Origin of the sequence: Phenylobacterium sp. (assembly GCF_041920015.1) — a bacterium.
In the GTDB taxonomy this organism is placed as follows: domain Bacteria; phylum Pseudomonadota; class Alphaproteobacteria; order Caulobacterales; family Caulobacteraceae; genus Phenylobacterium.
This window is the reverse complement of the sequence record NZ_JAYRST010000030.1, coordinates 20,832-35,257: the sequence shown is the minus strand read 5'-3', so window position 1 is coordinate 35,257 and position 14,426 is coordinate 20,832. Positions and strand designations below refer to the sequence as shown.

At 68.6% G+C, this 14,426-nt stretch carries 13 protein-coding genes; 3 read left to right on the top strand and 10 right to left on the bottom strand.

Annotation, left to right across the window (positions count from 1 at the left end; translation table 11 throughout):
• On the bottom strand, positions 1-319 hold a 319-nt coding region (locus tag ACE3TL_RS08525; protein WP_374578286.1), incomplete at its 3' end, for a hypothetical protein.
• A 286-nt stretch (positions 320-605) separates the two neighbouring features.
• Here ACE3TL_RS08525 and ACE3TL_RS08520 point away from each other — a divergent pair.
• Both ACE3TL_RS08520 and ACE3TL_RS08515 read left to right on the top strand, forming a co-directional pair.
• The gene (locus ACE3TL_RS08520) at positions 606-1,880 is read left to right on the top strand and encodes a nitrate/nitrite transporter (protein WP_374578285.1); all 1,275 of its coding nucleotides are present in this window, start codon (positions 606-608) and stop codon (positions 1,878-1,880) included.
• Between the two features lie 118 nt (positions 1,881-1,998).
• Positions 1,999-2,775: a cyclic nucleotide-binding domain-containing protein gene (locus tag ACE3TL_RS08515; protein WP_374578284.1), complete on the top strand. Its 777-nt coding sequence runs from the start codon at positions 1,999-2,001 to the stop codon at positions 2,773-2,775.
• Here the strand turns inward: ACE3TL_RS08515 and moaA are convergent.
• The 6 genes from moaA to ACE3TL_RS08485 all read right to left on the bottom strand — a co-directional run bounded on the left by moaA (position 2,772) and on the right by ACE3TL_RS08485 (position 8,544).
• A complete protein-coding gene (gene moaA / locus ACE3TL_RS08510; protein WP_374578283.1) occupies positions 2,772-3,749 on the bottom strand; it encodes a GTP 3',8-cyclase MoaA in 978 nt (325 codons plus the stop codon). The genes ACE3TL_RS08515 and moaA overlap by 4 nt on opposite strands.
• Before the next feature lie 99 nt (positions 3,750-3,848).
• Complete coding sequence (locus ACE3TL_RS08505) at positions 3,849-5,027, bottom strand: molybdopterin molybdotransferase MoeA (protein WP_374578282.1); 1,179 nt, start codon at positions 5,025-5,027, stop codon at positions 3,849-3,851.
• The gene (locus tag ACE3TL_RS08500) at positions 5,024-5,563 is read right to left on the bottom strand and encodes a molybdenum cofactor synthesis domain-containing protein (protein WP_374578281.1); all 540 of its coding nucleotides are present in this window, start codon (positions 5,561-5,563) and stop codon (positions 5,024-5,026) included. Before ACE3TL_RS08500 ends, ACE3TL_RS08505 begins: the two co-directional genes overlap by 4 nt.
• 161 nt (positions 5,564-5,724) lie before the next feature.
• Positions 5,725-6,828, bottom strand: coding sequence for a ferritin-like domain-containing protein (locus ACE3TL_RS08495; RefSeq protein ID WP_374578280.1), 1,104 nt, complete (start codon positions 6,826-6,828; stop codon positions 5,725-5,727).
• 155 nt (positions 6,829-6,983) lie between these two features.
• Entirely contained in the window at positions 6,984-8,267 is a 1,284-nt protein-coding gene (locus ACE3TL_RS08490; RefSeq protein ID WP_374578279.1) for an acyl-CoA dehydrogenase family protein, read from the bottom strand.
• A gap of 61 nt (positions 8,268-8,328) precedes the next feature.
• The gene (locus ACE3TL_RS08485; RefSeq protein ID WP_374578278.1) at positions 8,329-8,544 is read right to left on the bottom strand and encodes a hypothetical protein; all 216 of its coding nucleotides are present in this window, start codon (positions 8,542-8,544) and stop codon (positions 8,329-8,331) included.
• A gap of 370 nt (positions 8,545-8,914) precedes the next feature.
• Here ACE3TL_RS08485 and aspS point away from each other — a divergent pair, with 370 nt between their 5' ends.
• Positions 8,915-10,234 (top strand): aspartate--tRNA(Asn) ligase, encoded by a 1,320-nt coding sequence (aspS, locus tag ACE3TL_RS08480; protein ID WP_374578277.1) that lies wholly within the window; start codon positions 8,915-8,917, stop codon positions 10,232-10,234.
• Here aspS and ACE3TL_RS08475 read toward each other — a convergent pair.
• From ACE3TL_RS08475 to ACE3TL_RS08465, 3 genes are read right to left on the bottom strand one after another with little or no spacing between them, the layout of a single operon-like run.
• Positions 10,223-11,698 carry an efflux transporter outer membrane subunit gene (locus tag ACE3TL_RS08475; protein ID WP_374578276.1) on the bottom strand — a complete coding sequence of 492 codons (1,476 nt, stop codon included), beginning with the start codon at positions 11,696-11,698 and terminating at the stop codon, positions 10,223-10,225. The genes aspS and ACE3TL_RS08475 overlap by 12 nt on opposite strands.
• Positions 11,682-13,214, bottom strand: coding sequence for a DHA2 family efflux MFS transporter permease subunit (locus tag ACE3TL_RS08470; protein ID WP_374578275.1), 1,533 nt, complete (start codon positions 13,212-13,214; stop codon positions 11,682-11,684). The genes ACE3TL_RS08475 and ACE3TL_RS08470 overlap by 17 nt, the downstream gene beginning before the upstream one ends.
• Positions 13,211-14,287, bottom strand: a complete 1,077-nt coding sequence (locus ACE3TL_RS08465) for an HlyD family secretion protein (RefSeq protein ID WP_374578274.1) — start codon at positions 14,285-14,287, stop codon at positions 13,211-13,213. The genes ACE3TL_RS08470 and ACE3TL_RS08465 overlap by 4 nt, the downstream gene beginning before the upstream one ends.
• Positions 14,288-14,426: the final 139 nt, after the last annotated feature.

Sequence of the window (14,426 nt, the reverse complement as noted above, 5' to 3'; positions counted from 1 at the left end):
TGGCCGAATAGAGGTACCAGCTATAGCTGGCGCCGCGCGCGCAGCCGCGCGGTTCGTGATTGGGCAGTTCGGGGCGGGTGCGGGGATAGTCGGTCTGCTGGGTCTCCCAGGTCACGATCCCGCCCTTGACGTAGATCTTCCACGAACAGGAGCCGGTGCAGTTCACCCCATGGGTGGAGCGCACGATCTTGTCGTGGCGCCAGCGCGAGCGGTAGGCCTCCTCCCAGCTCCGGTCCTCATCGTTCATCACGCCATGGCCGCCTGAGAACAGCTCGGTCTTGCGGGTGAAAAAGGCGAGACGGTCGAGAGTATGGCTCATGCCGCAAAATCCGTGACGAGAGGGCTTGCACCGAAGGGCGGCCGCGCGACCGCAGACAGACCGTAGGCGGCGAGCGCGGCGACTCACTTGATGCGGATCAAGCCGAACGGTCGCGGCGACCTCCACTTGCCGGATGTCAAATGCAACGGCGCAAGCGCCACGCTTACTGCGCGCATGGCCCCTGAAGGGGGTCCCTTGAAACCGGATATGCGAAGCTGACCGCAGGGGGACTGACGTGAGCGTTTCTGATCGCGCAACGGACGGAACAGCGTCACGGGCGCTCTGGATGAGCACCCTGGCCTTTGCGGCCTGCATCGCCGTATGGACGATCTTCTCGATCATCGGTGTACGGATCAAGCAGGACCTCGGCCTGTCCGACACCCAGTTCGGCCTGCTGGCCGGCACGCCGATCCTGACCGGATCGCTCAGCCGCGTGGCGCTGGGCGTGCTGGCCGACCGCTTCGGCGGACGGCTGGTCAAGCTGGTGATCATGCTGACGGCCGGCGTTTCGGCGATCGGCCTTTCCTACGCCACCACCTACGCGCACATGCTCCTCGCCGCACTGGGCCTCGGCCTGGCCGGCGGCGCGTTCGCGGCCGGGGTCGCCTATGTCTCCAAGTTCTATCCGCCGCAGCGGCAAGGGGCGGTCCTTGGGATCTACGGCGCCGGCAACGTCGGGGCGGCGGTCACCAATTTCGGCGCGCCGTTCGTGATGACCGCCATGGGCTGGCCGACCGTCGCGCGGATCTGGGCCGTGGCCCTGATCCTGGCCGGGCTGGCGTTCTTCTTCATCAGCAAGGACGAACCGCAACTGGCCCAGCGGCGCGCGGCCAAGACGCCGCCGCCGTCGCTGCTGGCGCAGTTCGCGCCGCTGAAGCGGCTGCAGGTGTGGCGGTTCTCGCTCTACTATTTCTTCCACTACGGGGCGTTCGTGGCGCTGGCCCTGTGGCTGCCGCGCTATCTGGTCGGCGTTTATCAGGTCGACATCAAGGTCGCCGGCGTGCTCGCCGCGGCGTTCTCCCTCTCGGCGGCGGGATTCCGCATCTTCGGAGGCTGGCTGTCCGACAGGATCGGGGCGCGGTCGGTCATGTACGCAGCCTTCGGCGCGGCCGTGGTGGGCGCCTTCGTGCTCTCCTATCCGGCCACCAGCTACGTGGTCGACGGCATCGACGGGCCGATCGCCTTCCGCATCGCAACGCCGCTGCCGGTGTTCATGACCGTCCTGGTGATCCTGGGCTTCTTCATGAGCCTGGGCATGGCCGCGGTCTTCAAGCACATCCCGGTCTATTACCCGCAGGAGATCGGCGCGGTCGGCGGGCTGGTCGGAATGATCGGCGGTCTGGGCGGGTTCGTCCTGCCCCTCGCCTTCGGGATGATGAACGACCTCACCCACATCTGGACGAGCTGCTTCATGCTGCTGTTCGCCCTGGTCGCCACGGCCCTGGCCTGGATGCACCTGGCCATCCGCCGGATGGAGCGCGCCAAGACCCCCGAACTCGGCCAGTTGCCAGCCCTGCCGGAAATGGCCAATCTCGAGCGTCCCGAGCGCGGGCGCAGGTAAGGGTCGGCGGCGCAACCACGTATTGTTCCGGAGGCGAACCGTCGCTGTAGCTTGACGCATGTCAACGCCGGGCCTTCGGCGGGGCTCGACACTCGGGATATCGATTGAGGACTTCCCGATGCCCTTGAGAGCCCACGACCTGGAGCAGATTCGGTCCCTGCCGCTCTTTGCGGACGCGAGCGACGAGACCTTCGGCCAACTGACCGCCAGCGCCTTCCTGCAGCGGTTCCGCGCTGGCGCGACCTTGCTCACCGAGGGCGACCCCGTCGACTTCCTCTACATCCTGCTCGACGGCATCGTCGAACTGAGCGGGACTTGGAACGACAAGGAGACCACGCTGGCGGTGCTGCGGCCGGTCTCGACCTTCATCCTGGCCGCCGTCATCCTGGATGCGGACGCCCTGATGGGCGCCGAGACCCTGGAGGCCTCCACCATCCTGATGCTGCCCGGCGAGGCGCTGAGGCGCGCGGCGCGGACCGACCCGCTGTTCGCCATGGCCGTCGCCCAGGAGCTTTCCGGCTGCTACCGGGGCCTGGTCCGCACCATCAAGAACCAGAAGCTGCGCGGCGGGGCCGAGCGCCTGGCCAACTATCTGCTCTCGCAACAGGCCCACCAGGGCGGGCGGGAGACCTTCACCCTGCCGCACGAGAAGCGGGTGCTGGCGGCGCTGCTCGGCATGACGCCAGAGAACCTCTCGCGCGCCTTCGCCAACCTGTCCGACTACGGCGTGGTGGTGAACGGGCCGTCCGTCACCCTGGGGCGGCCGGGCCTGATCCGCAGGCTGGCCAAACCTTCGCCGCTGATCGACAACCACATGCCGCTGGATGGAACCGTGGTCGGCAAGGCCGAGCGCGAGCTGTGGCCCTCGGCCCAGCTCATGCGCGCCCGGGGTTAGCCGCCGAACTGCGACAGGTTGCGGGTGTCGCCCGGCTCGCCGAGGTTGAGGCGATGGCCCGCAGTCTTGCCGAACAGCGAGGTCTGGATGCGCTCGTCCAGCGCCTGCGCCTGCCCAGGACCCAGCAGGTCGCGCAGGTCCACGCCGCCGTTCCCGAATAGGCACAGGCGCAGATTGCCTCGGGCGGTGACGCGCAGGCGGTTGCAGCTATCGCAGAACCCCGCAGCATAGGGGGCGATCAGCCCGAACCGGCCGGCATGACCCGGATGGACGTACTCGACGGCCGGGCCGTCATCGCGTTCGCGCGGCTTGGGCGTCCAGCCTTCCTGAGCCAGCCAGTCGCGCACCACGGCGCCGCCGACATGGTTGGCGGCGAAGTAGTCGGGATTGTCGGCGGTTCGCATGAGCTCGATGAAACGCACCGCCACCGGGCGCTCGCGCACGAAATCCGCGAAGGCTGCCAAGCCTGGCCCGGCGGTGTCTTTTAGCAGCACCGCGTTCAGCTTGACCGAGCGCAGGCCAAGCGCCAGCGCGGCGTCCAGGCCCTCCAGCACCGCCGGCAGCCGATCGTGGCCGGTCGTGGCGTGGAAGGTCTCGCGATCGAGGGAGTCCAGGCTGACGTTCAGGTTGGTCAGGCCCTGGGCGCGCCAGTCGGCGACGCGACGCGCCAGGTTCCAGCCGTTGGTGGTCATGGCGACCGTCTCGATCCCCGGCACGGCCGCCACGCGGGCGATGATGTCGCCGATGTCGCGGCGCACGGTCGGCTCGCCGCCGGTCAGCCGCACCTTGCGCACCCCCAGGCGCGCAAAGCCCTCCACCAGCCGCCCGATCTCCTCGACGGTCAGGAACTCCACGCGCTCGGTCCTGCGATAGCCGTTCGGCAGGCAGTAGGTGCAGCGGAAGTTGCAGGCCTCGGTGACCGAAAGGCGCAGGTAGGTGAAGCGGCGGCCGAAGCCGTCGACCAGCTTGTTCATCCGGCGGGTCTTTCTTGGCGAAACGCTCCTGGGCGATGACGTCCAGCCTAGCGGTCCGATGCGGCGGAGAGCTTGATCTCCATCAAGACGACGACGGCTTCAGAACGCGAGCATCCGCACGAACTCGCCCGCGCGCAGAACCGGCTCGCCCGGCCTCCGTCGAACGAGACCGTCGCTGCGGCCGAGCATCGCCTGGGAGGCGGAATCCTGGTTGGCGAGCGGCGCGACGCCGCCTTCGGCGCGGGCGACCCGGACATAGGTTTCCCGCTCGCCACAAGAGGGCAGGTCGGCGGCGAGACGTTCCCAATCCCAGCGCGAGGCCGACGCGCCGCCCCGGCCCGCGGCGGCCGCGACCAGCGGCGCCAGCAGCAGCCGCGCGGTCACCATGGCCGAGGTCGGATTTCCCGGCAGGCCGGCGATCAGCTTTCCATGGCAGCGCCCGAACCAGACCGGCTTGCCCGGCTTGATGGCGACCTTGTCGACCACGAGTTCCAGGCCGTGCGCGGCGAACATGGCGCGCGCCAGATCGTGGTCGCCGACCGAGGCGCCGCCGCTGACCACGACGATGTCGGCGTCCGCCAGAGCCTCGGCCGCCGCCCGTTCGAGATCGCCAAGATCGTCGACATGCCGCGCCCGACCGACCACTTCACCGCCCCATTGGCGCACGAGGGCCGCAACGCCGAAGGACAGGCTGTCGGGTATGCCGCCGCCCCCCGAACCCGGCGCACGGATCTCGTCACCGGTGGCGATGAGCCGGATGCGGGGCCGGCGATAGACCTCGACCTCGGCGAGATCGGCGGCGGCCAGGGCCACCATGCGCGGCGCGTCCAGCACTGCGCCCGCCTCCAGCAGGACGTCGCCGGCGGCGAAGTCCGAGCCGGCCTTGCGGACATGGCTGCGCTGGGGGCAGGCGGCGGGGAAGATCACCACATCGCCCTCACGCCGCACCTCCTCCTGGAGGACGACGCGGCTCGCGCCCAGGGGCGCCGGCGCGCCGGTGAACACCCGCAGGCACAGACCCGGAGCAAGAGCGTCGGAGGGGGCCGAACCGGGCCGCGCCTCGCCGGCCAGCGTCAGGGCCGCGCCCGGAACCTGGAGGTCGGCGTCGAGGGCCGCATAGCCGTCCATCGCCGAGACGTCCGTCGCCGGAGACGCCGCGCGGGCGACCAACGGCCGGGCGAGGACCCGGCCCTCGGCATGCGCCAGGTCCACGTGTTCGGCGCCCAGCGGCCGGGCCATGGCCAGGACCGCCTCGAGCGCGTCGTCGAAGGCCATCATGCGCAGACGCCCCGGTAGCGCGGAACCTGCCCGACCAGCGAACAGGGCCGGAAGCGGCTGTCGAGCTCCATAGCCAGCACCAGGTCCCAGGCGTCGCGGCAGGCGCCGGTCGAGCCCGGCACGCAGAAGATGAACCTGTCGCCGATCTGCCCGGCCAGGGCGCGCGACTGAAGGGTGGAGACCCCGACGGTGCCGGAGCTGGCCTGGTGGAAGACCACCGAAAACCCGTCCATTTCACGGTCCAGCAGCGGCCGCACCGCCTCCGGCGTGACGTCGCGCGGCGAAAAGCCGGTGCCGCCGGTGGTGATGATGACGTCGGTGGCCGGGCTCACCGCCCAAGCCAGCACCTGACCGCGGATCGCGTCGACCTGGTCGGGGACGATGGCCCGGTCCGAGACCTTGTGGCCGGCGTGGGTCGCACGTTCGGCAAGCAGGGCGCCGGAGGTGTCGGTCTGGACGGTGCGGCTGTCGGAGATGGTCAGGATGGCGATGTTCAGCGGATAGAACGGCAGGGCTTCATCGATTCCGAATTTCATCGCCGGGAACTCCGCAGTTACGGGGAGCGGACGCGCCATGATGGCCGAACCGATCTCCACGCCCCTCGATAAGACGGCGGCGACGGCGGGGCCTTGCCCTATGTCAAGCAGAAGGGCCGCAGACGCCGAGCAGCCTGCGGCCCTTCGCAAGGATCCGGCGATCAGGCCGCCTGGGACTTGAGATCGAGCGGCTTTTCGAGCGCCGACCAGTCGATCATGCCATCGTGCTTGAGGTTCTCGAACTGGAGCACGCCCAGTTCCTCGAACTTCGGCCGGATCTTGTCGGTCAGCAGGCCGACGCGCTTCAGGTTCGGGATCATGCGCTCGAACAGGAAGGTCCGGAACGCCTGGCCGCCCTGGGCGGCGTTGTTGATCTCCACCGCCTCTTCGTGGGTGAAGCCGAACTCCTCGGCGACAGTGGTGGAGACCAGCCGATTGCGCATGACCACGCAGGCCTCGTAGGCGAACTGGGCGCGCTCCTCGATCTGATCTTCCGGCAGGGCGCGGATCCAGTCCTCCAGATAGTTGACGCCGAAGGCCACGTGCCGCCCCTCGTCGCGCATCACCAGTCCGACCACGTCGCGCAGCAGCGGATCGTCCGTAGTCGAATGAATGGTCTGGAACGCGGCCAGGGCCAGGCCTTCGATTAGGATCTGCATGCCGATGAACTTCAGGTCCCAGCGCGGATCGGTCAGCACCTTGTCGAGCAGGAACTTCAGGCTGGGATTGATCGGATAGATCATCCTGCAGCGCTCCATCAGGTAGCGATGGAACACTTCCACGTGCCGCGCCTCATCGAAGGTCTGCGAGGCGGCGTAGAGCTTCGCGTCGTGAGTCGGAGCGCAACTGACCAGTTGGGAGGCGACCATCAGGGCGCCCTGCTCTCCGTGCAGGAATTGCGACAGGGTCTGGGCCAGGCTGCGGCGGCCGAACTCGGCCTGCTGCTCGGGCGACAGGGCCTTGAACTTCGGATGGGCGGCGAAACCTTCCGGCTCGGCGGCGCGCGCCTGGCCCGGAGCCGGGCGCGGCTGAGACCAGTCGATGTCGAACTCGACGTTCCAGTTGAAGCGCTTGCCCAGTTCGTACAGCCGCCGGATCTTGGTGTTGGCGGTCTCGTAGTCCCAATTGTACGAGCCGGTCAGCGGGGTCTGGAAAATCTCGCGGATGGTCTCGACATCGCGGTCCGTCAGGCGGGCGGCGATCTCGTCATCGTCGAAGACCTGAACCTCGGTCGGCGGGCCGGCGACTTCGTGCACTTGCAGCATGGTTTCATCCTCCCTCGCCGGTGTTCCGGCGCGAGAGAACCGTAAAAGATGACGCCGGCGTCATCTTTGATCCGCGTCAAGCGGCCGTTTGTCATTGGTCAACCGCGCCCCGCGGCGGACATGGCCGGGGCCCGACGCCCCGGCCCAAAACGCCCCTAAGACGACGCCGACTCGACGGGATGGGAGACGCCCTCGCGCCAGGCGCGGACCCGTTCCCCATGACGGCCGATCTCCAGGCGGGCGATGGCCCGCTTGTGGACCTCGTCGGGACCGTCGGCGATGCGCAGGGAGCGGACGCCCGCATAGGCGCGCGCCAGACCGAAGTCCTCGGACATCCCGCCGCCGCCATGGGCCTGCATCGCATCGTCCAGGACCTTGAGCGCGGTTCGCGGTGCGGCGACCTTGATGAGGGCGATTTCGAGCTGGGCGGCCTTGGCGCCGTGGCGGTCCATCATGTCCGCGGCCTTCAGGCACATCAGCCGGGTCATCTCGATATCGAGCCGCGCCTCAGCGATGCGCTGCTCCCAGACCGACTGGTCGGCCAGGCGCTTGCCGAATGCGATGCGCGAGAGCAGACGATCGGTCATCTTCTCCAGCGCGACTTCGGCGACGCCCAAAGTGCGCATGCAGTGGTGAATCCGGCCGGGCCCCAGACGGCCCTGGGCGATCTCGAAGCCCCGCCCTTCGCCGAGGATCAGGTTGGCGGCCGGCACGCGCACGTTCCGCAGCACGACCTCGGCGTGGCCGTGCGGCGCGTCGTCGTAGCCGAAGACCGGCAACATCCGCTCGACATGGACGCCGGGCGTATCCAGCGGCACCAGGATCTGGGACTGCTGGGCGTGACGCGCGGCGTCCGGATCGGTCTTGCCCATCACGATGGCGATCTTGCAGCGCGGGTCGCCCACGCCCGACGACCACCACTTGCGGCCATTGATGACGTAGCTGTCGCCCTCGCGCACGATCCGCGTCTCGATATTGGTGGCGTCGGACGAGGCGACGTCCGGCTCGGTCATCAGGAAGGCCGAGCGGATTTCCCCGGCCATCAGCGGCGCCAGCCATTGCGCCTTCTGATCGGCCGAACCGTAGCGGTGCAGGACCTCCATGTTGCCGGTGTCGGGCGCCGAGCAGTTGAAAACCTCCGAGGCGAAGCCGATGCGGCCCATCTCCTCGGCGCAGAGCGCATATTCCAGATTGCTGAGGCCCGCCCCGTGGAACTCGCCGTCGTCATGCTCGGACGGCGGAAGAAACAGGTTCCACAGCCCTTCCGCATAGGCCCGCGCCTTCAGCTCCTCGACGATCGGGATGACCTGCCAACGCTCGGCGCCTTCTTTGCGGGTCTGGGCCTGGTGCTGCGGGATGGCGGGAACAATGTGCTGGTCGATGAAGGCGCGCACGCGGTCGCGCCACTGCGCCTGCCGCTCGGTCAGTGAAAAGTCCATGCTTCGAAACTCTCTCGGGTGACGGCCGGGCGACAGGCCGGTTGGGGAAGTGCGGCCGGCGTCAGCGGACCAGCCGCAGGTCGGCCGGTTGCAACCGCGGACGGGGCCGCGCCGGCTTGGCCCAGCGGTCGACCACGGGGGGCGCGATGGACGACACGGACGTCATCGTCGCCAGACCCAGGCCCCAAGGCCCTAGCCCGGGGTCGACAAGTTCAGGATGGTCGAGCGTGGGACGCCGAGCGAACTCGCGCAGCAGCAGCATCGTTCCTGGCCACATGGCGGTCTCCTTTTCTAAGAGACAGCCTAAAGCTGCGCCGCCGCGCCGACTTTGAGCCCGATCAAGCGCGCAGTTGATCTTGGCCAAGGCGTCTTTTGGAGAAGGGCGTAGCAGTTGTTTCCGAACACACGTTGTATTGGCCGTCGCCTCTCGGTGCTGGAGCGGTCATTGCGGAAGAGAGAAAGCTATGCCACTTTTCTCCTGTGCATAGCGCCCGCCACCTGCTGACCGTCAATAATAACGGCCCCTCCGGGGTCGCTGGTCTTCGCGCGCGCTAATCCAGGCAAGCAACAGAGGATCACGAGGCCCCGACTTTCGGGGCTTCGGCAATCGCCTTGTCTCGAATGTCCGCCTCGGAACAGGAGCCGAGATGGACCATTTCCAACATTCCCCGCAGGTCGCCATCGCCGATCTGCTTCAATACGTGGGTCAGGAGATCTGCCTGAACGGCACGGTCGAGACGGTACGCGATCAGAAACGCATGCAGTTCCTAATTCTGCGCGTCGGAGATCGCGCGGTGCAGGTAGCGCACGAGAAAGCAGGGTCCTCCGAGCTTTCGGAGGCCGTCACAAGTCTCACGACAGGATCGGCCGTCGGCATCAGCGGCGAGGTGCGAAAGGCGCCGCAAGTCAAGCTCGGCGGCGTCGAGATCAGCATGTCGGAGATGAGCATCTACAGCCTCGCTGAGGCGCCGCTTCCAATCCTCGAAGACTCCAGCCCAGACAAACAGATGGATTGGCGCCAGCTCAGCCTGCGCCGGCCGGAGATGCGCCTGGCGATCCGAACGCAGACGGTCCTTGAGCAAGCCATGCGCCGTTGGTGGGAAACGCACGACTTCCTCGAGATCCATTCCCCCAAGCTCATGGGCACGTTCAGCGAGTCCGGCGCCGAAGTGTTCCGACTCGACTACTTTGGCGGGTCCGCCTTCCTGGCGCAGTCACCGCAGTTCTATAAGCAGATGGCGATGGCGGGCGGGCTGGACCGTGTTTTCGAGATCGGGCCGGCCTTTCGGGCCGAACCCTCCTTCACGACACGCCACGAGACGGAGTTCACCTCCATCGACATGGAGATCGCCTGGACCGCCTCGCATAGGGACCTTCTGGCCCTGGAAGAACAATGGCTGGCGGCCTCCATCGGTCACGTCGATGAGGTGCTGGGGCCTCAGATCGCCGATGTGTTCGGGGTGAACCTGGTTCCCCCTCGGCCGCCTTTCCCACGGGTCACGATGGCCGAAGCCCAGGAGATCGTGCGGAACACCGGTTATGCTCCCCATCGCACCGACGACCTCGACCCTGAGGCGGAACGGCGGTTGAGCGCGTTTGTGCTTGAAAGGTTCGGGCACGAGTTCGTCTTCGTAACCGACTACCCGGCCACCGCACGTCCCTTCTATCACGCCCGTCACCCCGATCGCCCCGAACTGACGCAAAGCTTCGACCTGCTCTGGAATGGCGTCGAGATCACCACCGGCGCCCAGCGCGAACATCGCTACGACCATCTGCGTCGCCAGGCTGTCGAGAGGGGATACGCGCTCGGGCCGCTGGAGAGCTACCTGAACTTCTTTCGCTACGGCTGCCCCCCGCATGGGGGGATGGGCGTGGGACTTGCGCGGCTTCTCATGGTGATGCTGGGACGCCAGAGCGTCCGCGAGGTCATTTTGCTCAGCCGCACGCCGAAGCGGCTAAGTCCCTGACGGCGACGTCGGGCCGGCCGTCCGCCAGTCGGCGCCGACGGCGGCGAAGAGGCGGACGGCGTCGGCCAGGCGCTGACCCTGGGCGCGGGCCAGGGCGGAGTTGGCTTCGTGGGCGCGGCGCTGGGCGTCGAGCACGTCGAGGTAGGTTGCGCCGCCGTGCTGGAAGGCAGTCCTGGCCAGGGTCAGGGTCTCGTCGGCCTGGGCCTGGGAGCGCTGGCGGGCGGCGATGGCCTCCTCGTCGGCGGCCAGGGCCGAGAGCGCGTCGGCGACCTGGGCGAAGGCGGTCAGCACCGTCTGCTGGTAGCGGGCCGAGGCGGCGGCGGCGGCTTCGCGCGCCTGCTGGCGGCGGGCTTTCAGGGCGCCGCCGTTGAACAGCGGCGCGGTCAGGCCCGCGCCCAAATCCCAGCCGCTGGCGTCGTAGGAGAAGAGATCGCCGGGCTTCAGCGAGCCCTGGGTGAGCGAGGCGCTGAGCCGGATCTTCGGATAGAGGTCGGCGGTCGCCACGCCGATGTCGGCGGTGGCCGCATGCAGATCGGCCTCGGCCGCCAGGATGTCGGGGCGGCGGCGGACCAGGTCCGACGGCAGGGCGAGCGGGATCGGCGCGGTCAGGCCGAGCCCGGCCAGGCGAAAGTCCGGCGCGGTCCAGTCGGCCGGCGCATGGCCGACCAGCAGGGCGAGGGCGTGACGGGCCGCGGCGAGCTGGGCGGTCAGCGGCGGCAGCAGGGCGCGGTCCTGTTCGAGCTGGGCCTGGGCGGCGATCTTCGCCGTGCTGGCCACGCCGCCGAGCGCATTGGCCTGACGCACCAGATCGACATTGGCCTGGTCGGCGACGATCATCTGCTGCACCGCCTCGACCTGGGCCTGGAGGGTGGCGATGGTCACCGCCTGGAGGGCGACATTGGCGGTGAGCGAGAGATAGGCGGCCTCGGCCCGGCGGGCCTGGGCCTCGACGCGGGCGCCGGCGCCCTCGATGCGCCGCCGCTCGCCGCCGAACAGGTCGAGGTCGTAGCCGATCCCGCCGCCCACCGAATAGAGCGTGAAGGTGGGGTTTTCGAGCTGGACGTCGCCGAAGCCGGTGAAGCCGAAGGCCTGGAGGTTGGCGCGTTCGCGATGGACGCCGCCGCTGAGGTCGGCCTGCGGTCCGACTTCGCCGCGCGCCTGGGCCAGGGCCGAGCGCGCCTGGCGCAGGGTGGCGTCGGCCTCGGCCAGGGTGGGGCTGTCGGTCAGGGCCTGGCCGATGGTCTGGTCGAGCTGCGGCGAGCCGAACGCCGTCCACCATGGTCCGGCCGCCGAGGTCACGGCGTCGAGCCGCGCCTGGGCCGGAGCCGCATCGCCGGCCATGGCGTAGCCGGAGGCCGTCGGCGGCTCGGGATGCTGGAAGTCCGGCCCGACAGTCGTACAGGCCGCGAGCAGGATGGAGAGGCCGGCCCCGGCGAGGGCGCGCGGATTAGTCGACAGCGACATGGTGGTCCGTCTCGGTCTTGGTCTTGGGCGTGCGCATCAGGAGGATCAGCGGCGCGCAGAGGATGGTGATGCCCAGCATCAGCCGGAAGTCGTCCAGATAGGAGAGCATCGAGGCCTGGCGGGTGATCATGCCGTTGAGGCCGGCGATGGCGGCCGGGGTCTGGAAGACCGTCGGCGCATAGGCGTGGAACAGCGGATTGTCCGGCCGGGCGTGCTCGACCAGGACGGCATGGTGGACCTCGACCCCACTGACGTAGCGGGCCTGCATGATCGAGATGCCGGCGGCCGAGCCAATGTTGCGGATCAGGGTGAAGAGGCCCGCGCCCTCGGCCCGATGCTCGGCCTGGACGGTGGCGAAGGCGATGGTCGAGAGCGGCACGAAGATCAGGCCGGTGCCCACCCCCGACAGGAAGCCGGAGATGATGATGAGCCCGGTGTCCATGTCGAGGTTGAACATGGCCATCTGCCACAGCGAGACGGCGCTGATCGCCAGGCCGGCAAGCAGGATGAACTTGATGTTCACCCGGCCAATGAGCTGGCCCACGGCGAACATGGCGATGAAGGAGCCTATGCCGCGCGGCATGCTGACCAGGCCGGTGAAGGCCACCGGGTAGCCGAGCAGGGTCTGCATCATCGGCGGCAGCAGGGCCAGCGTCGAATAGAGCAGGATGCCGATGAAGAAGCCGAACACGCAGCAGGTGACGAAGTTGGCGTCGGCCAGCAGGGCGCGGGCGACGAACGGCTTGGCGGCGGTGGCCATCTGCACGCCGAAGATCCAGAGCGCGATGATGGTGACGACGAGGTAGGTCCAGATCTCGGCCGAGGCGAACCAGTCCACGCCCGGCCCACGGTCGAGCATGAGCTGGAAGGCGCCGATGGCCAGGGCCAGGCTGGCGAAGCCGAGGATGTCGAACGGCCGCTTTTCGGCGCCCTTCTTCTCCGACAGGAACAGGAACACGCCGCCGAAGGCGAGGATGCCGATCGGCAGGTTGATGAAGAAGACCCAGCGCCAGTCGAGGTTGTCGGTCAGCCAGCCGCCGAGGGCGGGGCCGAGGATCGGGCCGAGCACCGCGCCCGCGCCCCAGACGGCCATGGCCTGGCCGTGCTTGGCCGGCGGGTTGATGTCGAGCAGGACGGCCTGGGAGAGCGGGATCAGCGCCGCGCCGAACAGGCCCTGGAGCAAGCGGAACAGCACGATCTCGACCAGGCTGCCGGCGATGCCGCACAGCATGGAGGCCACCGTGAAGCCGGCGATGGAGACCAGGAACACCCGCTTGCGGCCCATCCGGTCGGACAGGAAGCCGGTCAGCGGCGTCATGATCGTGGCGGCCACGATATAGGAAGTCAGGACCCAGGTGATCTGGTCGGCCGAGGCCGAGACGCTGCCCTGGATGTGCGGCAGCGCCACATTGGCGATCGTGGTGTCCAGCGAGTTCATGATCGTCGCCAGCATGACGGCGATGGTGATCGGAACCCGGTTGGCGGCGTCGCCCTTGCCGTTTCCGGCGCCGGTCATTTCAGCGCCGAGCGAACGTCGACCACGGCCTTGGCGCTGAGGCCGCCGGAGAGGCCTGGGGCGGCTTCGTCGAGGACCAGGCGCACGGGTAGGCGCTGGACGACCTTCACCCAGTTGCCGGTGGCGTTCTCCGGCGGCAGGAGGGCGAAACTGGAGCCGGTGCCGGGGCTGAAGCTGGCGACATGAGCCTTCAGCTCGTGATCGTAGGCGTCGATCTTCACGGTGGCCGGCTGGCCGACGCGCATGTGGGCGAGCTGGTCTTCCTTGAAGTTGGCCTCGACCCAGGGCGCGCCCGAGATCAGCCAGAACAGCGTCTGGGCGGTGGCGACGCGGTTGCCCGGCTGAAGCTGCTCGACCTTGGCCACCACGCCGTCGGCCGGGGCGAGGACGGTCGTGTAGGAGAGGTTCAGCCTGGCGCGGTCCAGGGCGGCCTTAGCCTGCATGACCTTGGGATGCTGGTCGGGCGAAAGACCGGCCTGGCCGCCGATGTCCGCCAAGGCCGAGGCGATCTGCTGGCGGACCACGGCGATCTGGCGGCGGGCCTGCTCGGCGGCGTGGGCGGCTTCGGCGGCCTGGGCCTGGGTGGAGGCGCCGGCGGCGGCCAGGGCCTTCTGGCGGGCGGCCTCGCGCTCGGTGTAGGCGACGGTTTCCTGGGCGGCGGCGAGGTCGGCCTGACGCTGGGCGTAGACGCCCTGGGCGCCCTGGACCTCGAAACGGGCGGCGGCGAGCGCAGCCTCGGCCTGGGTGATGGCGACCTGGTGGTCGGCCGGGTCGAGACGGAACAGCACCTGGCCCTTGCGGACCTTCTGGTTCTCCTTGACGTCGACCTCGATCACGCGGCCGTCGATACTGGCGCTGATCGCGGTGCGGGCGGTCTGGACATAGGCGTCGTCGGTCGATTCGAACCGGCCGCCGGTGAGCAGGCTGTAGGCCACCACGCCCAGCACCACGACCACGCCGCCGATCATCAGCGGCGCCCGCAGCTTCTGACCGAGGGTCTGCTCGGGAGGACGATGGCTGGCGGCCTCGACCTCGGCTTCGGCGATCGCCTGGTAACCTTCCGCGTCGCTCACGCAGTGCTCCAACGTCTGTGCGCGGCCGGCGAGGAGGCCGTCCGCGAGGTCTCGTGTCTCAGGAAATGAAGCGGCGGGCGGGGAGACCCAACCGTGGCCGGGCAGATAGGCTTCCCATCATCATGAGCCAAATGATAGT